At 64.5% G+C, this 15,063-nt stretch carries 11 protein-coding genes; 4 read left to right on the top strand and 7 right to left on the bottom strand.

The annotated features are described in order from the left end of the window. Window positions 1-12 precede the first annotated feature (12 nt). The 3 genes from deoC to xapA all read right to left on the bottom strand — a co-directional run bounded on the left by deoC (window position 13) and on the right by xapA (window position 3,139). Window positions 13-966 carry a deoxyribose-phosphate aldolase gene (deoC, locus tag ABDW57_RS10720; protein ID WP_343730188.1) on the bottom strand — a complete coding sequence of 318 codons (954 nt, stop codon included), beginning with the start codon at window positions 964-966 and terminating at the stop codon, window positions 13-15. Continuing rightward, on the bottom strand, window positions 963-2,156 hold the full coding sequence (locus tag ABDW57_RS10715) for a phosphopentomutase (RefSeq protein WP_343730187.1): 1,194 nt from the start codon (window positions 2,154-2,156) through the stop codon (window positions 963-965). Before ABDW57_RS10715 ends, deoC begins: the two co-directional genes overlap by 4 nt. A 143-nt stretch (window positions 2,157-2,299) precedes the next feature. Next, window positions 2,300-3,139, bottom strand: a complete 840-nt coding sequence (gene xapA, locus ABDW57_RS10710) for a xanthosine phosphorylase (protein ID WP_343730186.1) — start codon at window positions 3,137-3,139, stop codon at window positions 2,300-2,302. Window positions 3,140-3,353: 214 nt separating this feature from the next. Between xapA and ABDW57_RS10705 the strand changes: the two genes are divergently transcribed. From ABDW57_RS10705 to ABDW57_RS10690, 4 genes are all read left to right on the top strand, one after another. Continuing rightward, complete coding sequence (locus ABDW57_RS10705; protein WP_343730185.1) at window positions 3,354-4,484, top strand: carbohydrate kinase; 1,131 nt, start codon at window positions 3,354-3,356, stop codon at window positions 4,482-4,484. 3 nt (window positions 4,485-4,487) lie between these two features. Continuing rightward, window positions 4,488-5,399 carry a pseudouridine-5'-phosphate glycosidase gene (locus tag ABDW57_RS10700; RefSeq protein ID WP_343730184.1) on the top strand — a complete coding sequence of 304 codons (912 nt, stop codon included), beginning with the start codon at window positions 4,488-4,490 and terminating at the stop codon, window positions 5,397-5,399. A gap of 50 nt (window positions 5,400-5,449) precedes the next feature. Next, complete coding sequence (locus ABDW57_RS10695; protein ID WP_343730183.1) at window positions 5,450-6,349, top strand: LysR family transcriptional regulator; 900 nt, start codon at window positions 5,450-5,452, stop codon at window positions 6,347-6,349. Between the two features lie 89 nt (window positions 6,350-6,438). Beyond that, window positions 6,439-10,278, top strand: a complete 3,840-nt coding sequence (locus ABDW57_RS10690) for an Ig-like domain-containing protein (RefSeq protein WP_343730182.1) — start codon at window positions 6,439-6,441, stop codon at window positions 10,276-10,278. Between the two features lie 4 nt (window positions 10,279-10,282). Here the strand turns inward: ABDW57_RS10690 and pcp are convergent, their stop codons facing one another. From pcp to ABDW57_RS10670, 4 genes are all read right to left on the bottom strand, one after another. Next, a complete protein-coding gene (gene pcp, locus ABDW57_RS10685) occupies window positions 10,283-10,933 on the bottom strand; it encodes a pyroglutamyl-peptidase I (RefSeq protein ID WP_343730181.1) in 651 nt (216 codons plus the stop codon). Window positions 10,934-10,972: 39 nt separating this feature from the next. Then, window positions 10,973-11,929, bottom strand: a complete 957-nt coding sequence (locus ABDW57_RS10680) for a DUF979 domain-containing protein (protein ID WP_343730180.1) — start codon at window positions 11,927-11,929, stop codon at window positions 10,973-10,975. Then, a complete protein-coding gene (locus ABDW57_RS10675; protein ID WP_343730179.1) occupies window positions 11,926-12,615 on the bottom strand; it encodes a DUF969 domain-containing protein in 690 nt (229 codons plus the stop codon). The genes ABDW57_RS10680 and ABDW57_RS10675 overlap by 4 nt, the downstream gene beginning before the upstream one ends. Window positions 12,616-12,683: 68 nt before the next feature. Next, on the bottom strand, window positions 12,684-14,984 hold the full coding sequence (locus ABDW57_RS10670; RefSeq protein ID WP_343730178.1) for a TonB-dependent receptor: 2,301 nt from the start codon (window positions 14,982-14,984) through the stop codon (window positions 12,684-12,686). Window positions 14,985-15,063 lie beyond the last annotated feature (79 nt).

Genomic DNA, 15,063 nt, shown 5'->3' with positions numbered 1-15,063 from the left:
CGGTTTCCGTAATTATGGTTGCGCGTGGCGGTGAGCGGCCGAGTAATTGCCGGTCACGTAGTGTTCCAGCTGACGCTCGATGTCGGTCAGCAGGCTGGATGCGCCAATGCGGAACAGGTGCGGCTCCAGCCACTCGTTGCCCAGTTCTTCCTTCATCAGGGTCAGGTACTGCAGCGCGGCCTTGGCCGTGCTGACGCCGCCCGCTGGCTTGTAGCCGATCTTGAAGCCGGTCTGCTGGTGGTAATCGCGGATCGCGCGCACCATGGTCAGCGACACCGGGATGGTGGCGTTGACCGGCTCCTTGCCGGTCGAGGTCTTGATGAAGTCCGCGCCAGCCATCATGCACACCCACGAGGCCTTGGCCACGTTTTCCAGCGTGACCAGTTCACCGGTCGCCAGGATCGCTTTCACGTGCGCTTCGCCGCAGGCCTTGCGGTAAGCCAGCATCTCGTCGTACAGCGCTTGCCAGTTGCCGGTCAGGACGTGCTGCCGGGTGATGACGATATCGATCTCGGTCGCGCCCGCGGCCACCGACAATTCAATCTCGCGCACCTTGGTTTCCATGCTGGTCAGGCCGGCCGGGAAGCCGGTCGACACGGCGGCGATCGGCAGGCGGCCCTGCAGCACTTCCACCGCCGGCTTGATCATCTCGTGGTACACGCACACCGCGCCGGTGGCCAGCTGGTAGTCCTGCAGGCCCATGACCTCCACCAGATCGGCGCGCAGCGGGCGCAGCGCCTTGCGGCACAGGCGTTCCACGCGGCCCGGCGTATCGTCGCCCGACAGCGTGGTCAGGTCGATCAGGCCGATGGCCTTGATCAGCCACGCGGCCTGGTATTCCTTCTTCACCGTGCGGCGGTTCGCCAGACTGGCGGCGCGGCGGTCGGCGGCGGACTTGTTCACCTTGATGTGGTTGATCCAGCCCAGGTCCAGAGGGACCGCTTGGTTGCGTTTGAAGTCGCTCATAACAGATTGTTTCCGTTCGAAAGTGGCTTGACGCCAAGGTGATGGGCCAGGGTCTGGCCGATGTCGGAGAAGGTTTCAGAAATGCCCAGCGATTGCGCTTTGACCTTGGGACCGAAGAAGATCATCGGAATATGCTCGCGTGTGTGGTCCGAGCCAGGCCAGGTTGGATCGCAGCCATGGTCGGCGGTGATGACCACTAGGTCGTCTTCCTTCAGTTTGGCGATGAAGTCCGGCAGGCGCGCATCCATTTCGTGCAGCGCGTTCGAATAGCCGTTGACGTCGCGGCGGTGGCCGAAGGCCTGGTCGAAGTCGACGAAGTTCACGAAAGTCAGCGACTTGTCGCCGGCTTCGTCCTGCACTTTCAGCAGCGCGTCGAACAGCGCCATATTGTCCTTGCCCTTCACCACGCGCGACACGCCTTGCGCCGCGAAGATGTCGCTGATTTTGCCCAGCGCGATCACTTCGCCGCCATCGTTTTTGACGTGGTCCAGCAGCGTCGGCGCCGGTGGCGCGACCGCGTAGTCGTGGCGATTGGTGGTGCGGGTGTAGTTGCCGTTCGCGCCCAGGAAAGGACGGGCGATCACGCGGCCGATGTTGTAAGGCTCAACCAGTTTGAAGGCGATCTCGCACACTTCGTACAGGCGCTCAAGGCCGAACGATTCCTCGTGCGCGGCGATCTGCAGCACCGAGTCGGCCGAGGTGTAGATAATCGGCTTGCCGCTGGCGACGTGTTCATCGCCGAAGCGGTTGATGATTTCCGTGCCCGATGCGTGGCAGTCGCCCAGGAAGCCCGGCACGCCGGCCAGCTCCTGCAGCCTGGCGGTCAGCTCGGCCGGGAACGATGGCACGGTCTTCGGGAAGTAGCCCCAGTCGAATTCCACCGGCACGCCGGCGATTTCCCAGTGGCCGGACTGGGTATCCTTGCCGGTCGAGCGCTCGCGCGCGGCGCCGTAGGCGGCGGTGAAGCCTTCGCGTTGGGTGAAGCCGGCGGCCCATTCGCCGCTGGCCAGATGCGCGGCGGCGGTCAGGCCGAGTTTTTCCATGGTCGGCAGCGACATCGGCTTGCCGCTGTTGGCGACTTGCTCCGCGATGTGGCCGAAAGTGTTGGCGCCGGCGTCGTTGTACTTCGCCGCGTCGGGCGTGGCGCCCAGGCCAAACGAATCGAGCAGCAGGATAAATGCGCGTTTCATGATCACTCCATTTCCGCCCCGCCGTCGTCCCGGCGCAGGCAGGGACCCATACTTCGCTTGCAGGCAGGCGTTCTATGGATCCCGGCATACGCCGGGATGACGGGGCTAACAAAAAAGGGCGGCATCGCCGCCCCTCAAACATATTACGCCTGCGGCGTTTTCGCTACGTTGCCCAGGAAGCCCAGGATCACTTCCACCAGCGAGGTCGCCGCCACGGCAGCGTATTTCAGGGTCTGCTCATGCGACAGCGGGAACGGCGACAGGCCTTCCGCCAGATTGGTGATGGCCGACACGCCCACCACTTTCAAACCGCAGTGACGGGCCGACACCACTTCCGGCACCACCGACATGCCCACCACGTCCGCACCCAGCGTCTTGAAGGCGCGGATCTCGGCCGGCGTTTCAAAATTGGGACCGGCGTAGGCGATGTACACGCCTTCATGCAGCGTCACGTTCTTCTCTTTGGCCGAGGTGTGCAGCAGCGCGCGCAGCTCAGCGTCATAAGCGTTGGCCATGCTGAAGAAGCGCGGGCCGAAGCGCTCGTCGTTCGGGCCCATCATCGGCGTGCCCGGCAGGAAGTTGATGTGGTCGGTCAGCGCCACCAGCGAGCCGGCATCCACTTCCGTGCGCAGCGAACCGGCGGCATTGGTCACGAACAGCATTTCGCAGCCCAGCAGCTTCATGGTGCGCACGGCGCTGGTCATCACGCCCAGGCCGTAGCCTTCGTAGACGTGGCCGCGGCCCTTCATGCACACCACCTGCACGCCCGCCAGGGTGCCGATCACCAGTTCGCCGGCGTGGCCGTGCACGGTGGAGATCGGGAAGCCCGGCAGCTGGTCGTAGCTGATGGTGACGGCGTCGGTCATTTGTTCCGCCAGCACGCCCAGGCCCGAACCGAGAATCATCGCCACGCGCGGCTTGAAATCGGCCGGCAGGCGGGAGCGAATAATGTCAGCGGCCTGGAATGGGGAATTATTAGACATGGAAATCCTCTGATTTTTGATGTGGCTGGGGAAGCTGACACTATGCATCATCGTCCATATGTATGGCAAATACCATTTTTCTTAGCCATTTATATAAAATTCATATAAATCAGGAGTATTATAAACCAAGGAAAACTGAGCCAGACCCACGCCATTGACGGCTTAAAGACAAATGTTTACCATTAAAGACAATTGTTTTAACGAGGCCACGACCGTGACCGATTCCTCCAAAAAGGAACAGCTTTACCAGCTGATCCGCGCCAACCCCTTCATCTCCCAGCAAGACCTGGCGGTCGAGCTGCGCCTGTCTCGCTCGGCCGTGGCGGGCCACATCGCCGGCCTGATTCGTGAACGCCGCCTGCTGGGCCGCGCCTACGTGCTGCCGGACAAGCGTCCGGTGCTGTGCATAGGCGCTGCCAACCTGGACCGCAAGCTGCGCACCATTGCCGCCATGCAGCTGGGCACTTCCAATCCGGCCACCGCCGAGGAAGTGTACGGCGGCGTGGCGCGCAACATTGCCGAGAACCTGGCCCGCCTCAACCTGCCGACCGCGCTGCTGACCGCGCTGGGCGACGACGGCGCCGGCCGCAGCCTGCAGGAATACGCCGAGCGCGCCGGCATCGACACCCGCGGCAGCCTCAAACTGCAGGATGCCGCCACCGGCACCTACACCGCCATACTGGACGACAATGGCGAACTGGTGGTGGCGCTGGCCGACATGGCCCTGTACGACCGCATCACGCCCGCATTCCTGGCCAGCCGCCAGCCGCAGCGCGCGGCCGCCGCCATGACCGTGGCCGACCTCAACCTGCCAGCCGACAGCATTGCCACGCTGCTGGACAGCGCGCGCCAGGACAATGTGCCGCTGGTGATCGTGGCAGTGTCGCAGCCGAAGATGGCGCGCCTGCCGCCAGACCTGCGCGGCCTGCGTCTGCTGATCCTGAACCGCGGCGAACTGGAAACCCGCGCCGGCCGCGCCCTGCCCACCGAGGCCGACGTGCGCGCCGCCTGCCGCGAGGTGCAGGCGCAAGGCGCGCAGGATGTCATCGTCACCTGCGGCAGCCAGGGCGTGTACCACACGCGCGACGGCGGGCTGGTATGGCTGGCGGCGCACCAGGTGGACGTGGTGGACGTCACCGGCGCCGGCGACGCATTCTCGGCCGCCGTCTGCTGGTCGCTGTACCAGGGCAGCGCCGACCTGACGCTGGCCTGCCGCCGCGGCCTGAAGGTGGCGGCCATGACGCTGGAAAGCCCGGAGACGGTATCGCCGGTGCTGGCCGCCGACGTGCTCGACGAAATACACGACTTTGATATGAACGCCCCGCTGTTCCCGAATAAAGGATAAACCATGCACCAATTCTTACTGTTCTCGCCGGAAGTGGCTGCCGCCCGCGCCGCCGGCAAACCGATCGTCGCGCTGGAGTCGACCATCATTTCGCACGGCATGCCATATCCGCAGAACGTGCAGATGGCGCGCGAGGTGGAGCAAATCATCCGCGACGGCGGCGCCGTGCCGGCCACCATTGCCATCATCGGCGGCAAGATCTGCGTCGGCCTGTCCGACCAGCAGCTGGAACTGCTGGGCACGTCGACCGATGCGATCAAGGTCAGCCGCCGCGACCTGCCTTACGTGCTGTCGCAGAACAAGCTGGGCGCCACCACCGTGGCCGCCACCATGATCTGCGCCGAGCTGGCCGGCATTCAGGTGTTTGTCACCGGCGGCATCGGCGGCGTGCACCGCCGCGCCGAAACCAGCTTCGACATCTCGGCCGACCTGCAGGAACTGGCCCACACCTCGGTGGCGGTGGTGTGCGCCGGCGTGAAATCGATTCTGGATATCGGCCTGACGCTGGAATACCTGGAAACGCACGGCGTGCCGGTGGTCAGCGTCGGCCAGCGCGGCTTCCCGGCCTTCTTCACGCGCGAGAGCGGCTTCAGTGCCGACTTCCAGCTGGATACCCCGGCCGAACAGGCGGCCTTCATCCACACCAAGTGGCAGCTGGGTCTGAAAGGCGGCGTGGTGGTCAGCAATCCGGTGCCGGCTGCGGAGGCCATGCCGAAGGAAGAAATCGACCGCATCACTGAACAGGCATTGCAGGAAGCCGATCAGCAAGGCATCACCGGCAAGAACGTGACGCCGTTCCTGCTGGCGCGCATCAAGGCGCTGACCGAAGGCCGCAGCCTCGCCACCAACATCGCACTGGTGAAGAACAACGCCCGTTGCGGCGCCGCGCTGGCGGTGTCCATGCAACGCACCTGACCGTCATTCCGGCTTGCGCCGGAATGACGGGCCAACTTTCGAGGCCTGTCATGTCCATCGATCTGAAACAACTCAAGTACTTCCTGGCCGTGGCCGAAGAAAAAAGCTTCAGCCGCGCGGCCGAGCGGCTGCACATCTCGCAGCCGCCGCTCAGCCAGCAGATCATGAAGCTGGAGAGCGAACTTGGTGTGAAGCTGTTTGCCCGCACCACCCGCACCTTCGAGCTGACGGTGGCCGGCAAGGCGCTGATGAATGAAGCCGCCGAACTGCTGGCCAAGATGCGCATGACCATCGACACCATCCGCCAGATCGACCGCGGCGAGGTCGGCCGCCTGCGCGTGGGCATCGTCGGCTCGGCCATGTGGGGACCGATCCCCAGCCTGCTGGAAGAATTTCAGACCAAGTTCCCGCGCGTGACCTGGACCCTGCACGAACTCGGCCCCACCCTGCAATACGAAGCCCTGCGCGCCAAGCAGATCGACGTCGGCTTCTGGCGCGAGCCCAGGCTGGACGAGGACGATCTGAAGAACGACAACCTGCGCCAGGAACTGTGCTTCCGCGAAGACGTGTGCGTGGCGCTGAACGAGCATCACCCGCTGGCCAAGCAGGAAGCCATCGAACTGATCGACATTGCCGACGAACCGATGCTGACGCTGGCGCTCGACAAGTCATCCTTCCCGCGCTACCTGATCCAGTGTTGTGTGAACGCCGGCTTCCAGCCGACCATCTTCCAGGAAGCGTCCGAGCCGCAAACCCTGCTGGCCATGGTGGGTGCCGGCCTGGGCGTGACGCTGATCCCGGAAACCACCAGCCGCATCGGCTGGCCGGGCGTGGTGTTCGTCCCGATCCGCAGCAACCCGCCCTCGGCCAACCTGTACATCACCTACACCACCACCGACGATGCGCCGGTGGTACGCGCCTTCCTGAATATCCTGAATCCGGCTGGCTAGCAAGCAAGTAGTAAACTTTGTAACTATTTTTTGCAATTTGAATTTACGTGTGGCAACATGTTGTGAATTTCTCAACCGGAGCCCGCCACATGTCGACCATCAGCACCAGCACCCAAAACCGCCTGACGATCACCGGCCGCGCAGAACCTGGCGCCTACGTCACCCTGTACGATGGCGAGGACATGGTCGGTCTCGCCGTCACCAATGGCGCCGGCATCTGGAGTACCACCACCGACAAGCTGGCCGATGGCCTGCACGCCATCACCGCCGTTGCCACCGACGTGGCCGGCAATATCTCGGTGCGCTCGGACATGCTTTACGTCGACATCACCGCCGCGGCCGACGCCACGCCCAACTCCGCGATCGCCGCGCCGCTCGAGGTGGGGCTGGGCTTCGACACCGACACCGGCGCCTCCAGCACCGATCACGTCACCTCGGTCGCGCTGCCGGTGTACGTGGGCGCCGCCAGACCAGGCTCGTTCGTGGAACTGGTGATCGATGGCGTCAAGGGCAAGTTCGGCTCGCCGGTCGACGCCGACGGCAACTGGTCGGCGCGCGGCGAAATCCTGAGCGAAGGCGTGCACACCATCAGCATCATCGAGCACGACAGCGACGGCAATACCTCGGCGCCATCGACACCGATGCAGCTCACCATCGACACCACCAAGCCGCAGCCTTCCAGCGTGGCGCTGGCGCCGCGCGACGGCGACACCGCCACAGTCACTCACACCGCCACGCCGGAAATGACCGGCACCGCCGAACCCGGCGCGCAAATCGTGGTCTACGACTCGGACTACTTCTTGGGCAACACCAAGATCGGCAGCACCGTGGCCGACAGCAATGGCCACTGGTCGATCATCCCGGCCAGGCCGCTGGCCGACGGTTCGCACAAGATCCTGGTGCAAAGCACCGACCTGGCGGGCAACTACAGCTTTGCCAGCCCACTGACGTTCAACATCGACACCAACGCGCCTAAACTGGTCTACGAGTCGGACAGTGGCCTCGGCTACGACCAGACCACCAATCACACCAAACCCAGCATTTACGGCACGGCGGCGGCCGGCACCAGCGTGGTGCTGTACGACGGCGCGGACGTCATCGGCACCGGTGTCGCCGGCGCCGACGGCATCTGGACCATCACCCCGAGCAAGCTGCTGGCCGACGGCCAGCACCAGTTGGTGGCGCAGTTCACCGACGGCAACGGCAACGCCTTGCCGGCATCCGGCACGCTGGAGCTGACCATCGATACCAAGGCGCCAGCAACCGCCACCGTCAAGCCGGCACTCGATGCGCGCGACGACTATGGCAGTTCCGACAGCGACCAGATCACCAACGTCAGCACCCTGGCCATCTTCGGCCAAACGGAGAATGACCACTACGCCATCGTCCATGTGTATGTGGATGGCGTCGAGCAATACCTGCAGGCGTCGGTTGCCGAAAATGGCGACTGGTCCTCGGTCCTGTACGACCTGAGCGATGGCGTGCACCACATCGCCGTCGCCACCGAAGACCAGGCCGGCAACCTCAGCGGCCGTTCGCCGGAGACCATCATCACCGTCGACACCAAGGCGCCCAACGCGCCGCCCGCGCCCAGGCTTGATTCGCCGGCCAACGCCACGCCGCGCCTGGCCGGCAAGGCCGAAGCCGGCGCCACCATCACGCTGTATGACGGCGCCACCGCCGTCGGCAGCACCGTGGCCGACAGCAAGGGCGCATGGAGCATTACCGCCAGCACGCTGGCCGACGGCAAGCACAGCTTCACCGTCACCGCCACTGATGTGGCAGGCAATACCTCGAAAGCCTCGGCCGCGCTCAGCGTGACCACCGATGGCACGGCCGACGCCGCCCCGACCGCGCTCGACCTGCACCCCACTTCCGACAAGGGCGGGTCGAACAGCGACAACCTGACCAGCCTGGCCACGCCGACCATTGGCGGCAAGGCGGTGGCCGGCAGCACGGTGCTGCTGTTCGACGGTGCCACGCAAGTCGGCAAAGCCAGCGCCAACAGCAGCGGCGCGTGGAGCATCACCAGCAGCAAGCTGGCCGATGGCGTCCACCACCTGACGGCGGTCTCACTGGACGCCGTCGGCAACCAGTCGGCTGCGTCCGGCGAACTGGTGGTCACCATCGATACCAGGCTGCCGGACATGGGCGCGCCGGTACTTGACGCACTGTCCGACAGCGGCCGCTCAAACAGCGACGGCGTCACCAACGTCGCCACGCCGCACCTGAGCGGCACCGCCGAAGCCGGCGCCACCGTGACCGTGTATGATGGCGGCGCCGTGATCGGCACCGCCGTGGCCAATGACCAGGGCGCATGGAGCCTCACCAGCAAGGCGCTGGCTGCCGGCGCACACAACCTCACCGCCAAGGCCACCGATGCAGCAGGCAATGTGTCGAACGCCTCGGCCGCACTGGTCATCACCGTGGACATCAAGGCGCCATCGGCGCCGGCCGCGCTGGACCTGGCGGCGGCCGCCGACAGCGGCGCGTCCTCCACCGACAACCTCACCAGCGTCACCAAGCCGGTGGTGTCGGGCAAGGCCGAGGCCAACGCCATCGTCGCGCTGTACGACGGCGCCACCCTGCTGGGCAGCGTCATCGCCGACAAGAATGGTGCGTGGAGCATCACTTCCAGCGAAGCGCTGGCCGACGGCGTGCACAATCTGACTGCAACCGCCACCGACGTCGCCGGCAATACGTCGCTCGCCTCGTCCGCGCTCAAGGTCACCATCGATACCACGACCGCTGCACCGTTCGCGCTGGACTTGGCGGCCGCTACCGACAAGGGCGTGTCCAATACCGACAACATCACCAACGTTGGAGCGCCGGTCATCGCCGGCAAGGCCGAAGCCGGCGCTGCGGTCACGCTGTACGACGGCGCCACCGTGGTCGGCAAGACCACCGCCAACAGCAGCGGCGTGTGGAGCATCACCAGCAGCAAGCTGGCCGACGCCGAACATCACCTGACGGCAGTGGCGACCGATGCGGCAGGCAATGTCTCGCAAGCCTCGGCGGAACTGGTGGTCACCGTCGATACCAAGGCCGTGCAGGGCGTGGCTGCGCCGCTACTGGATACGCAGTCCGACAGCGGCCGCTCGCAAAGCGACGGCGTCACCAACATCGCCACGCCCAAAGTCAGCGGCGCGACCGAGGCCGGCGCCAGCGTCGCGCTGTACGATGGCAGCACGCTGGTCGGCACCGCACTGGCAGGCGACGATGGCGCATGGAGCATCACCTCCAAGACGCTGTCGGCGGGCGCGCACAAGCTGACGGTGAAGGTGACCGATATCGCCGGCAACGTCTCCGGCGCATCCCCGGTGCTGTCGCTGACGGTCGATCACAAGGCGCCTAACGTGCCGACCGCGCTGAACCTGCTGGCGATTCTCGACAGCGGCGCGTCCAACACCGACAACAAGACCGCCATCAGCACGCCGACCATCAGCGGCAAGGCCGAAGCCAACGCCATCGTCGCGCTGTACGACGGCGACACGCTGTTGGGTACTGCCCTTGCCGACAACAACGGCGCGTGGAAGATCGCCTCGACGCTATCGCTGGCGACTGGCACGCACAGCCTGACCGCCAAGGCCACCGACGTGGCGGGCAATATATCGCTGGCGTCGGGCGCGCTCAACCTGGTCATCGATCCAACGGCGACCGGCCAGTCACTGGCCGGCACCAGCGCGGCCGACAGCTTCTTGCTGAACAGCGAAGCCGGTGCGATCAAGGTGAGTGGCTTCTCGGCCGCCGGCGGCGACCACTTGCTGCTGGCGCACGACTACAACGGCCGGCCGCTGGACAGCGTTGCCGACGTGCTGTCGCTCGGCCACGTGGATGGGAAGAACTTCGTGATCGACTTCGGCGCAGGCCACGAGATAACGCTGGTTGGCGTGACCTCGCTGGCCGAGTCGGCGATTATCTTGCTGTAATCGCTTAGTGCGTGAGGCCACCCGCCTCGCGCACATCGACAGTATGCGCGAGCGTGGTGCGGACGGCGATGCGCAAGCCCTCCACCACATCTTCCAGCTTCATGCTGGCGGTGCCCGGATGACGTGCCGCTTGCTGCGGCAGGTAAGGAATGTGGATGAAGCCGGCGCGCATGGTGGTGCCCCACTCGTGCGCCTGGTGCATCAGGCCGTAGAACACGTGGTTGCACACAAAAGTGCCGGCCGTCTGCGACACCGAGGCCGGCAAGCCCGCCTCGCGCAGCTCGTGCACGATGGCCTTGATCGGCAAGGTGGAGAAGTAGGCGGCCGGGCCGCCGTTGACGATCGGCTGGTCCACCAGCTGGCGTTGCTGATTGTCCGGAATCGGCGCATCGTCCACATTGATGGCCACCCGTTCGATCGACAGGTCGACGCGCCCGCCAGCCTGGCCCACCGCGATCACGATGCTGGGCTGCAGTTCTTCCACCGCCTGATGGACCACCTTGAGCGCATGACCAAAAACGCACGGCAGCTGCCGCGCATGGACCACGAACTCGCCTTCATGCCAGCCATCCAGCTGGCGCACGGCTTCCCACGAGGGATTGATGGTCTCCTTGTTAAACGGTTCGAAGCCCGTTAACAATATTATCTTTTTCATCTTGACTGCTCCGCGGTGATGCTTTAGTCCGAAAGCGTCTCACAGATTCATCAAAAAATAAAGCAGAGTAATATTTACTAACAATAGCGGCAAGGCTGTCGGCACTTGCATTTTTACCACCGCGTTTTTGTCCGGCAGTTCCAGCAGCGCGGCCGGCACGATGTTGAAGTTGGCCGCCATCGGCGTCATCAGCGTGCCGCAGTAGGCGCTGAACATGCCGATCGCCGCCATCACCGCCGGGTTGGCGTGGTACACGCCGACCAGCACCGGAATGCCGACGCCGCCGGCCATCACCGGGAAAGCGGCAAAGCCATTGCCCATGATGATGGTGAACAGCGCCATGCCGATGCAGTACACCGCCACCGCCACCAGCCGGATGTCCATGTTGATGTAGGACGTGACCACGTGCGCCACCGCCTTGCCCATGCCGGCCTCGGTGAACAGCAGGCCCAGCACCGCCAGCATGTGCGGCAGCACCACCGCCCAGCCCAGGTGGTCGATCAGGCGGCGCGACTCGCGCATGGCCTGCACCGGCGTCGAGCGCGTGAGCCAGCAAGCCGTGGCCACCGCAAACAGCGAGCCGCAGCCCAGGCTGACCAGGGTCAGGTTCTTCGGATCGAGCAGGAACAGCTCGCCCCATTTGACGTCCTTGAACAGGGTGGAGCCGATCACGGTGGTGATGGGGATCATCAGCGCCGGAATCAGCAGCTTGTGGCCGAGGCGCTGCGCGCTGGCGCGCCGTTCCTGCGCCGTGCGGTCGCCGTAGCGGCCCAGCGCCACGCCGCCGAAGCCGGCGATCAGCGCCATCGCCACCATCAGCACGCCGGCCGCCACCGGCGGCAGCTGTTCTCCGGCCAGATAGACCACGGCGTACAGGGCCCAGAACAGGGCGCTGCTATAGCGTTTGGGGTTATGCCGGTCGCGCAGCGCCATCCACGCCACCATCAGCAGCATCGCCCCCAGCACGTAATAAAAGTAGTCGAGCTTGAGGATCATTTCACGCTCCGGGCGATCTGCGCATCCAGGCGGTACAGGCGCCACGAGTGGATGATGAAGGCGCACACCGCAGTGGGTATGCCCCACAGCGCCATGTGCAACGGATCGACGTCCAGCCCTTCGCCGCGCAGGATGGTTTGCATCAGCACGATGGCGCCAAAGGCCACAAAGATATCTTCGCCAAAGAACAGGCCGACGTTGTCGGTGGCGGCGGCCATGGCGCGGATGCGGTAGCGCATCTCCTGCGGCACGTTGGGGTAGCGCACCTCGGCCGCGCCCTCCGCCATCGGCGCGATCAGCGGGCGCACCATGTTCGGGTGGCCGCCGATGCTGGTCAGGCCGAAGGCGGCGCTGAGTTCACGGATGGCCAGGTAGACGATCAGCAGGCGGCCGGTGGTGGCCGAGCGGATGCGCGCGATCGAGGCTTGCGCGTGCTCTTTCAGGCCGTGCCGCTCCAGCAGACCGATGGCGGCAATCGGCAGCAGCAGTATCAGCGGCAGGTTGCGGGTCTTGACGAAGGCCGTGCCCAGGGTGGCCAGCAGCTGCTCCATCGGCATGGCGGCGGCGAGGCCGGTGACCACGCAGGCGGCAATCACCACCAGCACGGGATGAGCGCGCAGCGCGAAGCCGGCGATGATGACGGCCACGCCCAGCAGCGGCCACAGGTTGACGACGGTATGTTCCATTCCGGCTCCCGAATAAAAAAATCCCCACACACCTTGCGGTGTGCGGGGATTCTAAAGCAAAGCGCGGCTTAGAAGTTGACCTTGAAGGTCGCACCCCAGGTGCGCGGCTCGTTCAGCATGCCGGTCAGGTTGTCAAAGTCGATCGCGCCGATAATGACTTGCTTGTCGGTGATGTTGCGGCCGAAGGCTGCCACTTCATACTTGCCGTCGCCCCATTTGTAACCCAGGCGCACGCCGCCTTCGGTGAGCGGCTTGGCCTTGTACTCAGGCGCTTCGTACAGGAAGAAGTTGTAGCTGCTGCGGTAGGTCCAGTCGGTATAGGCATAGAACTCGCCGTTGGCCACTTCGGTGCTGTACTTGAGTGTGAAGTTGGCCTGCGACTTCGGCGCGCGCGGCAGCGGGTTGCCGTTGATCAGCGAGGTACCCGGCACGGCCGTGTTCATATTGGACGGCGAGCAACCGCTGGCATGGGTTGGGTTATTGCCGTAGTTGCCGCAGTACTGCACGAACAGGCTCGGATCCTTGATCTCGGTGTCGTTGTAGCTATAGCCGAGCGTGCCGCTGAAGCCGCCGCCCAGATTGGCCTGAAAGTCCAGTTCCAGACCCTGGCCGGTGACCTTGTCCGCGTTGATCAGCCGGTTCATGTTGATCGAGCCGCTGCCGGCGGTCAGCTGCTTGTCCTTCACGCGGTACTGGAACACGGCCGCGCTCAGGCGCGCGCGCTTGTCAAACAGGTCCTGCTTGACGCCGGCTTCAAACGACAGCGCTTTCTCGGCGTTTGCCTGCGAAGGCTCGTCACCCAGACCGTTCAGGCGCCCCTGCATCGACGGCGCGCGATACCCGGTGGCGACGCGGGCGAACAGGTTGGTGTTCTTGTCCAGTTCGTAGGTGCCGCTCAGATCCCAGCTCAGGTTGTTCGACTTGCTGTGCCGTTCGTGGCCAACGGTCACCAGCTTGTTGGTGGAATCGTAGTCGGTACGCGCGGCGGAGAAGTCCTTCTTGTCGTCGGTGTAACGCAGGCCGGCACGCATCTTGAACTTGTCGGTCACGGTGTAGTTCAGGGAGCCGAAGACTGCCCACGATTTCGACTTTTGGTACTGGATCGCGTACGGCACATTTTGCGGATTGCCCGGAGCGAAGGAGTTGAAACTGATACTGTCAATCTGGATGTTCTCGTCGAAGAAGTACAGGCCGCCGATCCACTGCAGCGGGCCGGTGTAGTTGGACTCGGCGCGGAACTCTTGCGAGAACTGCTTGTGGTTAGGCAGCAGGTCGGCGGTCTCGACCGGGAACGGGATGTAGCCCGGGCCCGATGGCGGCGCGAACACGGCGCCATAGCCGCCGTCGACGTCGGCGCGGCTGTTGAACTTCAGGGTTTCATAACCGGTGATCGAGTGCAGCGTGATGTCGTTCAGGTTGTACTTCAGGCGGATATTGCCGCCCTTGGTTTCCAGCTTCTGGTAGTTGACGCCGTCGGTCGGGTAGGAGCCGTAGTCGAAGCCATCCACCAGGTCGTTGGTGCCCTTCTTGATGATGTTGGCGCGGAACAGCGTGGCCGAACCATGGTAGTCGCGCTCATGGTAGTTGAACAGCGCGCTGAAGTCCTTGTTCGGCTGCACCAGGGCCTGCAGGCGGAAGGCGTTGTCGCCGTAGCCTTCGAAGTCCTGGGTAGCGGTGTTCTTGTTCGGGTTGGTGTTGTGCACGCGGTCGCCGCGGTGCTGGCTGGTGCCCGAGAAGCGCAGCGCCACGGTGTCGCTGACCGGCACGTTGAACACGCCTTCCACGGTCTTGGCCGAGAAGTTGCCCACGCCCAGCTGCAGATAGCCTTCGGTCTTGAACACCGGCTTGGCCGAGTCGAACTTGATCACGCCGGCTGGCGAGTTACGGCCGAACAGCGTGCCCTGCGGACCGCGCAGCACCTCGACCTGGTCGACGTCAAACACCGGGAAGCCCTTCAGCATGGCGTTTTCCTGGACGATGTCGTCCATCACCAGGCCGACCGGCTGCGAGGCGTTCAGGTCGAAGTCGGTATTGCCCAGGCCGCGGATGTAGAAACGCGGGAAGGTACGGCCGTAGTCGGATTCGACGTTGACCGACGGCGAACGGCCGGCCAGGAAGCGGATGTCGGCGGCGCCCGAGGTCAGCACGTCCAGCTTGTCGCCTTTCAGGGTGGCGATCGACATCGGCACGTCCTTGATGTTTTCCGCGCGGCGCTGGGCCGTCACGATCACGGTTTCCAGCTGGTCCTTGCTGGCGGCCGGGGCATCCTGCGCCTCGGCTTCGGCTGCCCACGCCGAATGCAGCGGGAAAGCGCTGGCGACGGCCAGGGCGATCAGCGATCGCACTGCATAACTACGTTGCTTGCTCATATGTCCTGCTCCCTTAGATTGTGTAGTCGGTGTTTTTCTTATCAAATGTGTATCGAGCCTGAACAATTCCGCATATCGA

The sequence above is a fragment of the Duganella sp. genome, assembly GCF_039595735.1.
In the GTDB taxonomy this organism is placed as follows: domain Bacteria; phylum Pseudomonadota; class Gammaproteobacteria; order Burkholderiales; family Burkholderiaceae_D; genus Rugamonas.
The sequence above is the reverse complement of the archived record's forward strand: the minus strand, read 5'-3'. Positions and strand labels throughout refer to the sequence as shown.

Excerpts from the sequence above, each read along its gene's own strand:
- xapA (WP_343730186.1), bottom strand. The coding sequence starts at position 3,139 with ATGTCTAATAATTCCCCATTCCAGGCCGCTGACATTATTCGCTCCCGC.
- ABDW57_RS10690 (WP_343730182.1), top strand. The coding sequence starts at position 6,439 with ATGTCGACCATCAGCACCAGCACCCAAAACCGCCTGACGATCACCGGC.
- ABDW57_RS10670 (WP_343730178.1), bottom strand. The coding sequence starts at position 14,984 with ATGAGCAAGCAACGTAGTTATGCAGTGCGATCGCTGATCGCCCTGGCC.
- ABDW57_RS10695 (WP_343730183.1), top strand. The coding sequence starts at position 5,450 with ATGTCCATCGATCTGAAACAACTCAAGTACTTCCTGGCCGTGGCCGAA.
- ABDW57_RS10700 (WP_343730184.1), top strand. The coding sequence starts at position 4,488 with ATGCACCAATTCTTACTGTTCTCGCCGGAAGTGGCTGCCGCCCGCGCC.
- ABDW57_RS10715 (WP_343730187.1), bottom strand. The coding sequence starts at position 2,156 with ATGAAACGCGCATTTATCCTGCTGCTCGATTCGTTTGGCCTGGGCGCC.
- ABDW57_RS10680 (WP_343730180.1), bottom strand. The coding sequence starts at position 11,929 with ATGATCCTCAAGCTCGACTACTTTTATTACGTGCTGGGGGCGATGCTG.
- ABDW57_RS10675 (WP_343730179.1), bottom strand. The coding sequence starts at position 12,615 with ATGGAACATACCGTCGTCAACCTGTGGCCGCTGCTGGGCGTGGCCGTC.
- pcp (WP_343730181.1), bottom strand. The coding sequence starts at position 10,933 with ATGAAAAAGATAATATTGTTAACGGGCTTCGAACCGTTTAACAAGGAG.
- deoC (WP_343730188.1), bottom strand. The coding sequence starts at position 966 with ATGAGCGACTTCAAACGCAACCAAGCGGTCCCTCTGGACCTGGGCTGG.